The sequence below is a fragment of the Sphingomonas silueang genome (genome assembly GCF_040049155.1).
GTDB classification, from domain to species: Bacteria; Pseudomonadota; Alphaproteobacteria; order Sphingomonadales; family Sphingomonadaceae; genus Sphingomonas; species Sphingomonas silueang.
Map to the genome: position 1 here is coordinate 59744 of NZ_JBDZDK010000023.1, position 6000 is coordinate 65743.

General features: G+C 61.6%; 4 protein-coding genes and 1 pseudogene. 2 read left to right on the forward strand and 3 right to left on the reverse strand.

All coding sequences use genetic code 11. The annotated features are described in order from the left end of the window. Positions 1 to 30 precede the first annotated feature (30 nt). Complete coding sequence (locus ABLE43_RS17580) at positions 31 to 300, reverse strand: HU family DNA-binding protein (RefSeq protein WP_348979626.1); 270 nt, start codon at positions 298 to 300, stop codon at positions 31 to 33. A gap of 163 nt (positions 301 to 463) precedes the next feature. On the opposite strand from ABLE43_RS17580, the gene ABLE43_RS17585 reads away from it, so the two are divergent. Then, a complete protein-coding gene (locus ABLE43_RS17585) occupies positions 464 to 733 on the forward strand; it encodes a hypothetical protein (RefSeq protein ID WP_348979627.1) in 270 nt (89 codons plus the stop codon). Positions 734 to 998: 265 nt separating this feature from the next. Here the strand turns inward: ABLE43_RS17585 and ABLE43_RS17590 are convergent. Then, a pseudogene (locus ABLE43_RS17590) lies at positions 999 to 1259 on the reverse strand (transposase); the annotation flags it as partial. 288 nt (positions 1260 to 1547) lie between these two features. Between ABLE43_RS17590 and ABLE43_RS17595 the strand changes: the two are divergent. Then, positions 1548 to 4106: a TonB-dependent receptor gene (locus ABLE43_RS17595; RefSeq protein WP_348979628.1), complete on the forward strand. Its 2559-nt coding sequence runs from the start codon at positions 1548 to 1550 to the stop codon at positions 4104 to 4106. Positions 4107 to 4116: 10 nt separating this feature from the next. Here the strand turns inward: ABLE43_RS17595 and ABLE43_RS17600 are convergent, their stop codons facing one another. Then, positions 4117 to 5577 (reverse strand): CYTH and CHAD domain-containing protein, encoded by a 1461-nt coding sequence (locus tag ABLE43_RS17600; RefSeq protein WP_348979629.1) that lies wholly within the window; start codon positions 5575 to 5577, stop codon positions 4117 to 4119. Positions 5578 to 6000 lie beyond the last annotated feature (423 nt).

Consider the following 6000-nt stretch of genomic DNA (forward strand, 5'->3'; position numbering starts at 1 on the left):
GCCAGACTGGCAACCAGTCGCCTGTTTCCTTCAGAGCTTGTCCTTCAGCCCCTTTGCGGGCGTGAACGACACCTTCTTGGCTGCGGCAATCGTGATCGCTTCACCCGTTGCCGGGTTACGCCCTTGCCGTTCGGGACGATCCTTCACCGAGAATTTGCCGAACCCGGGGATAGCAACCTCTTCACCCTTGGCAGCGGCATTCCCGATCGCTTCGAACACCGCAAGGACTGCTACCTTCGCGTCTGCCTCGCTGGTTTCCGTTATCGACGCCACGTCCTTCGCAAGGTCACTGATATTCATACTGTTCGCACTCCGTTTTAAACGGAGCGGACCTTACCCGTCGCCATCATCGAGGCAACCGGGTGCTAGGGGCTACGCCACCGTGCCCCTTGCATCGATCAGACTTGCCAACCTTTTCTGCCGGCGTATGGCGTATTCCCTCCAAAATGAGGGATATTGCTCGATGAAGAAGGTTTTTGCGCTCAGCGTTGCCGTTGGTCTGATGTCGCTGTCCGCTTGCAACAACACCCCGCGTGAGCAGGCTGCCGACAACATCGAAGCGAACGCGGAAGCGGTCGCCGATAACCTCGAAGAAGCTGCCGACAACGTCACGAGCGAAGCAGCCGAAGCCAATCTAGAGAACGCTGCCGAAGCAGTCCGCGCGACCGGCGAGAATCAGGCTGAAGATATGCGCACGCACGATGCCGACACGAACCTGAAGAACGGCATCTAACCACTGTCGGCTTCGTGCCGGACGGACTGTTAGCTCCTACGCCTGGTAAGCCGGTCCGTTGAGGCGCCCGTAGCGATGCGGGCGCCTCTTTCAGTTTATAGCAGCTGCGCCCTCGCAATTACCTCCCTCGGTCGAAAGCGCTGCCTACCTCTCACTGATACCGACTGACCTCGTTTGGCGGTACTGCAGCATGCTGCAGCGGACCCGTTAGGGTCAGGACCCATTGATATGAGGATCGCGATCTGATGGGGTGGACGCCGGACACGTTGGCCTGGCGCAGCTCCCGGTTCTCCCGCTCCAGCGCCTTGAGCTTGTCCGCCACCTCGGTGGGGACGCCGGCGCGCTTGCCACTGTCGACCTCGGTCTTCTTCAACCACTCATGCAGCGTCTGTGGCGCGCAGCCGATCTTCTCTGCAATCGAAACTACCGCCGCCCATCGCGACAGATGGTCGCGCTCGTGATCCAGCACCATCCGTACCGCTCGCTCGCGGACCTCTGGCGCAAACTTGTTCGTCGTCTTGCTCATACAGGCTCCACCTTCTCAGGAGTTGGAGCCTCCGACAAACCCGGGGCGGTTCATACCGATGGAAGTGTGGGAACGACGGCATACGAGTGACCCTGGGTAGTCCGGATAGCTCGCCCACTTGCCTGCATGGTGAGCACGCGAGGCGGTTCGGCACGATGGCCGGTGCTTGCTATTGATCCCAAATTCTATTGTCACCAATCCGTGACGGAACTGTAACCAATACAATGCATAACGTGCTTACCGGATGCGTATTGCAACTTCATTTGCCATGCCCGGGAAGAAACGAAAATGATCCATCCGTCCGTGTCGCTACTCGCCCTAACGCTTGCGACAGCGATGCCCGTTACCGCTTATGCGCAGCAGGCGGACACACCTGCTGCGACGCTTGAGGACGAAGAGGAGAACGGGGCGGCATCGACGATCGTCGTGACCGGTGGACGGACCCGCACATCGGTCGAACTGCCGGGCGTTGAGATGCAAAAGATCCTGCCCGGTGTCAGTCCTCTGAAGGCAATCCAGACGCTACCGGGCGTCCTCTACATCACCGCCGATCCGTGGGGGAATAACGAACAGAACGCCCAGCTTTTCATTCATGGTTTCGCCGCCAACCAACTCGGTTATACCATGGACGGCATCCCTCTGGGAGACCAAAGCTACGGTAATTACAATGGCCTGTCGCCGCAGCGCGCAGTGATTTCAGAGAATGTCAGCCGTGTTGTCGTCGCGACCGGTGCCGGCGATCTCGCCACGCCGTCGAACAGCAATCTGGGCGGGACGGTCGAGACCTATTCGTCGGATCCGCTCGCCAAACTGGGGATAGCGGCGGCGCAGACGGTGGGCAGCTACGACACCTCGCGCACTTTCGTCCGCCTCGACACCGGCACCTTTGGCGGCACCAACCGCGCCTATGTCTCGGGCGTGCGCCAGCGCGCACGAGCGTGGGATTTTGATGGCATCCAAGGTGGGTGGCAGGCGAACGCCAAGTTCGTCCATGACGACAGCATCGGCAAGCTGACGCTGTATTTCGATTATAACGATATGACGCAGCCGAACGAGGACGCCACCGTCTTCTTCCAGCCTTCAGTTGGAGGCACCGCCACCGCAGCGCAGCTGTACACGCCCTATACCAAGCCGTTCTTCTACCCCGACTTCAACGGCTATCGCGGCAGCTATCTCAGCGCGCTCGGCAACTCGCCCGCGACCGAAGGCAGCAATTACCGTAATTATTACTCGGATGCGCAGCGCACTGATTATCTCGCTTATGGCCGGTACGATGCCCGGCTGACACCGAACGCGACATTCTCCACCACCGCTTACTACCACCATAATGACGGTGCCGGCGTTGTAGCCGGCCCGCTGGGCCAGTCGATCACGACCGCGCAGGCCTATCTTGATCCCGCCTATGGCACCTTGCCGTCCAACTGCCGCTTTTCTGGCAACAACAATGGCGTACGGCCGTCGAGCTGTACTGCGTTGACTGCGCAGCAAGCTGCGGCATCCGGCGCCGCGCTGGTCGCGGCGACGGGCGGTTCGGGACTCCTTACCCGTACCACCGAATATCGCATCGATCGCTGGGGCGTCATCTCTGCTCTCGACGTCGAACTGGGCGCACACAAGATCGAGTTAGGCGGATGGTTCGAGCACAACAGCACCACGCAGTGGCGGCGCTGGTATGGAGTGGACGTCAATAATTCGGGCAACAGCACGCCTTATATCCGCCCGCTCGACGTCGCGCAGCCGTTGTTCACGCAATATCAGGGCGAAGCAAAGATCGAGCAACTGCAGCTACACCTGCAGGACAGCTGGCAACCGCTCGACCGGCTGCTGATCCAGGCAGGCTTCAAGACCAGCGCGCAATGGGCGTCGGGGCGCTATCCGGTGCAGCCGCGCGTGGGATCACTGTCGGGCCTAACCAGCACGTTGCCAGAGGGACGAATTAATACGCTGCGCTGGTTCCTGCCGGCGGTTGGTGCGAAGTTCGATTTGAACGGCAGCGAGGAACTGTATGCCAACGCGCAGAAGAACCTGCGCCAGTACCAGGCCTATCTTGCGGGTGGCGGCGGCCCATGGTTCACTGGCAGCCAAGCGGCCTTTAATGCCTTCGCACAGAGCGGCAGGCCCGAAAGCAGCTGGACCTATGAAGCGGGCGTGCGCTCCAATCGCAATCTGGGCGGCGGTCTCTCGCTTAGTGCGCAGGTCAACTATTACCATGTCGACTTTCAGGACCGCCTGCTCGCAATCTCGACCAACCCGGGCGGCATCGCTGGCGGCGGTATTACCGGTGGTACATCGATCCTCGTCAATGTCGGCAATGTGAAGACTGACGGCATCGACGCCGCCTTTACCCTTCGCGCGGGACGGGTCTTTTCGCTCTACAACGCAACCTCGTACAATCTGTCGAAATACCAGAGCGACTATACCTCGACCGCCAGCGGTATCGGTGCCGCGACTGATACCTGTATCGGCGGCTTTCTCGTGGCCAACGGCGTCGTGCCGACCTGCGGCAAGCAGCTTCCCGGCATCCCGAAATGGATGAACAAAACGGTCGCCAACCTGACCCTTGGCCCCATCGATACGCAGGTGATCGGCGACTATGTGGGTGCTCGTTTCGCTACGTTCAGCAACGACGTCCGGGTGCCATCTTACTTCCTCACCTCCCTGCGCGTCGCCGCTCGGGTGCCCGACAGCATCCTGCCTTTGCGCAAAGCGGAACTGGCACTGAACGTCACCAACCTGACGGATGCGAAGGGCAAGTCGACCCTGTCGGTCGGATCGGCGACCAACAGCTATTCGGCCTATCCCATCCCGCCGCGGCAGTGGTTCCTGACTCTGTCGGCCGCCTACTGAGCCGCCAGCCCTAACCGCGCCAGAAGCGCTTGGCGTCGATCATGTCGTCATGCGCTTCGGCGGCAGCGGTGATTAGCGGTTTGCGGCCGCCACCGGCCAGTAAAGCCGCTGCCCCCGGTTCTTCGGCCAGATCAAGCGTCTTTAGCACTTGAGGCGCGGTGGCGAGATCGTTGAGCGCGCCGAGTTCGTCCTGAAGATCTTCCAGCGCAGTGATGAACTTGCGATGGCGTCGGCGTTCGCGCGAGGAGCGGAACAGGTCGGCGAAGAATTCTGCGCCGTAGCGCAGCTTCTTCGCGTCCTTGCGCAGCGCGTGGCGGGTCTCGTCATCGGCGCGCGCCAAGTGGCGCCCGCGCCGCTTCATCCGCCGTCGCAACCGGCGCAGCGCTTCGGCGGCAAACACCCGCGCGGGCCGGTCACGATGCGCCGCCCGATCCGCGGCCTGCAACCAGTCACCGGTTGCGGTCCATTCCACCAGGTCCAATAGCAACGCACGCACCCGGGACGAGGCGAGCACCGCATCGATCCGATCATAAGCCGCCTCTCGCGCCACCGAAATCCGATCGTGCAACTCGTTGCCCACACTGCGCTCCAGCAACACGTCGAGGTTGCGGGCTTCGCCCAATTCCGACGTCAACCAGCGCAGTTCCTCGCGCAGCGCCGCGTAGCGCAGATCGGAAACGACCGGACGGAACAGGGTTATCGCCGAACGCAACCGGCGCAGCGCCACCCTTGCCTGATGCAGCGCGCCGGCATCGCGACCGGTGAGCAGCAGCGCCTCGTTCAACCGGTAGTGGCGCAGGCAGTTGCGGACGATCCGCCGAAAGGCGTCCGCGGCAGTCACGTCGCCGGGCAGGTCGATCGGCTCCGCCTTAATCGGCGACCGTACCGGCCCGGCCAGTCGATAGCCCCGTTCGGACTTGGTCTGGACGCCCAATCGGACTGGCGCGACCGCATCGATTCGCCGGGCATAGGCGAACAGTGCCGCGGACGACCCCGACAGAAGTTCGAGCTCGATCTCGCTGATCGGCGAATTGCGCTCTTCGATCGCAACCACGCCGCGATCGAGCACCATTTCGATCCGCACATTGTCAACGTCCACGTTCCAACGCTTGCGCTCAACCCGCACCTCGAACGCGCGGTCGATGGCATTGACCTCGTCCCCCAGCACCCCAAGGAGCGGCGTGTCGTCACCGATCACCGGCACGTCACTTTTTACGCTACGCTCCCATTCCGACCGTACGAACAGCCCGCCCGCGCTGTCCCCTTCCGCTTTGATCGTCTGCACCCGCTTACGGCCGGTCCGGCGAATGCGCAGCGACATGCCGGCCTCGGCGATGACGCGGTCCGGCGTATCGAAATAGATGGATCGCTGATCCGCCACCACCGCATCACCAGGCCAGAAGCCGGCCGCGTCGAGCGCCTCGACCGCTTGCGATGTCAGTTCCAGCTTCAGTTCAATCTCGTTTGCCATGCCCGTACGTAGCACGGGCACGGATCAGATATCGAGCGACCCACAGACGACATTCACAGCTCTGTTGCCGTTTCCCGAAAGCGGACGCCTGTTCATGTCGCCTAACCGGCAGCTACTTACCATGAAACCGCCGGTTAGATCGTTCCGCCTATATGCTTCAGAGATCAGCGATCGCGCGCTGCCCTGCCGAACAGCCAAGCAGACATCGTCCAGCCAACCGTCCACACGATCGTGAAGATCCACGTGGAATGACCGGAAAGCTGGACAATCACGGGACCGGTGAGAGGATGGTCGAAAACGTACGCTCTCATGACTGCCATCCGAGATACTGCCCGAGTTTACCCCTTCGCTGGCCGCAAGACCAGCGTTCGCATTGACCTTGGCGGGTGTGCCGCGGACGCCTGATCGACGACGATTGATCAC

What these genes read in the sequence shown, in the direction of transcription:
- ABLE43_RS17595 (WP_348979628.1), top strand. Translation starts at nt 1,548, where the DNA reads ATGATCCATCCGTCCGTGTCGCTACTCGCCCTAACGCTTGCGACAGCG.
- ABLE43_RS17585 (WP_348979627.1), top strand. Translation starts at nt 464, where the DNA reads ATGAAGAAGGTTTTTGCGCTCAGCGTTGCCGTTGGTCTGATGTCGCTG.
- ABLE43_RS17600 (WP_348979629.1), bottom strand. Translation starts at nt 5,577, where the DNA reads ATGGCAAACGAGATTGAACTGAAGCTGGAACTGACATCGCAAGCGGTC.
- ABLE43_RS17580 (WP_348979626.1), bottom strand. Translation starts at nt 300, where the DNA reads ATGAATATCAGTGACCTTGCGAAGGACGTGGCGTCGATAACGGAAACC.